Origin of the sequence: Mesorhizobium sp. M4A.F.Ca.ET.020.02.1.1, from assembly GCF_004022645.1 — a bacterium.
GTDB lineage: Bacteria > Pseudomonadota > Alphaproteobacteria > Rhizobiales > Rhizobiaceae > Mesorhizobium.
In genome coordinates this window covers 1-1,543 of record NZ_RZOI01001047.1, presented here as the reverse complement: position 1 = coordinate 1,543, position 1,543 = coordinate 1, and the positions used below count along the sequence as shown (strand labels likewise).

3 protein-coding genes and 1 pseudogene are annotated in these 1,543 nt (G+C 62.7%); all 4 read right to left on the bottom strand.

What is annotated here, in order from left to right; translation table 11 throughout:
- Positions 1-496 (bottom strand): ribonuclease activity regulator RraA (locus EN742_RS34635; protein ID WP_128333857.1); only part of this gene is annotated, 496 nt, incomplete at its 3' end.
- 17 nt (positions 497-513) lie between these two features.
- Positions 514-888: a DoxX family membrane protein gene (locus EN742_RS34630; RefSeq protein WP_128333856.1), complete on the bottom strand. Its 375-nt coding sequence runs from the start codon at positions 886-888 to the stop codon at positions 514-516.
- A 25-nt stretch (positions 889-913) separates the two neighbouring features.
- On the bottom strand, positions 914-1,306 hold the full coding sequence (locus tag EN742_RS34625; protein ID WP_128333855.1) for a nuclear transport factor 2 family protein: 393 nt from the start codon (positions 1,304-1,306) through the stop codon (positions 914-916).
- Positions 1,307-1,326: 20 nt separating this feature from the next.
- Positions 1,327-1,543: pseudogene (locus EN742_RS38430) on the bottom strand (ABC transporter permease); the annotation flags it as partial.

Below are 1,543 nucleotides of genomic sequence, written 5' to 3'. Positions count from 1 at the left end.
GGGCAAAGCCGCCGCAGCCGATCGGCAAGTTGAGGTCGACCGGGTGATGGCGAATGGGCGTGGAAGGCGCTGCCGGACGCTGATGGTAGGCAGGGAAGCCGAGGGCGGCGATGTCGGCCGTGTCGCGGAAGCCGCCGTCGGTGACGGCGCCGGCGCAGCCCCTCGCCTTCAGGCGCGCCATCATGATGTCGCCGGCCGAAGCCGCACTTGCATCGCCGCGCGCGTCGATCACCAGCACATGGCCGGGCGGGCACTCCTCGATGGCGCGCCGCTGGACATGCGTTGGCTTGGCATATTCGGCCATCGTGTCGAGATCCTCGCGCTCGGGAATGAAGCGCAAGGTGAAAGCCGGACCGATCATGCGGACGCCCGCTCCGCCGATCGGCAAAGCGCCCTGGATCAACCGGCTGCGGAACCCGCGCTTGAAAAGAACCGTCGTCAGCGTCGAGACGCTGACCGCCTCGAGCTTGGCGCGAACTGTGTCACTGAGCGACATTTGATGAAGTCCTTTGGCTACAGGAACGGTGCGGCGAGGCCAAGCAGGCCACCGACGAGTGCGGCATGCTCGAACAGGAAGAATTTGTGCATCACCGCCTCACCCGGATCGGAATAGGTCCAGTAGCGGTGAAAGAGCGCGTCCGCGGCGAGGGTGAAAAGAATCAGCATCGCGGCGCCGTAGGGAACGGTTGCGCCGTGGAGCAACAGCAGGCTGCCGGCCAATGCGAGTGCGACGCCAAGCCAGAAGAACAGCTCGCCGTTCGGCATGCCGATGCGGCGAAACTCGGCGTAGTGATGCTCGCGTGCACCGATGTTGAACCACACCGACCACAAGAAGTAGAGCGCCACGCCGAGACGTCCGAGAAGGTTCAACCAATCAGGTAGTGTCATCGCAAGTCCTCGATACTCGGGCGGATCAGAACATCGTGTTCGAATGAGCCAGGTGCTGGGGAATGGGCTGAATGACGTCCCAATGCTCGACCACCCGGCCGTCCTCGACGCGGAATATGTCCATCACGGCGCTGCCGCGGTCGTTCTCGTCTTCGGTCCAATGCGCGTGGACAGTGACAAAATCGCCCTCGCAAAAAACGCGCTTGATGTTGAAGCGGGCATTCGGGCGCGTCGAAAAGAAATCGCGGAAGAAGGCGCCAAACGCGTCCCTGCCATTGGCCACGCCGGGATTGTGCTGGGTATAGACCGGCCCCATGAACCGTTCGATGCCTTCGTCGACCCGGTGTTGGTCGAAGACGGTCTCGAGGAAACCCACGACGACTTTCTTGTTGGCTTCCGTTTTAGCGATGTCTTGCATTTCAGGTCCCCTGCTTGCGCTCAACGCGCGATCATTCTGGTGCGAAGCTGATCGGCAACGAGCGCCAGAACCAGGATTGCGCCGAGCACGATCTGCTGCACGTAGGATTCGACGCGGATGAGGTTCATGCCGTTGGTCAGGATCGTTATGAAGATCGCGCCAAGGAGGACGTTGCGCACCTTGCCGCTGCCGCCGAACAGCGAGACGCCGGCGATCACGCAGGCCGCTACGCTCTGC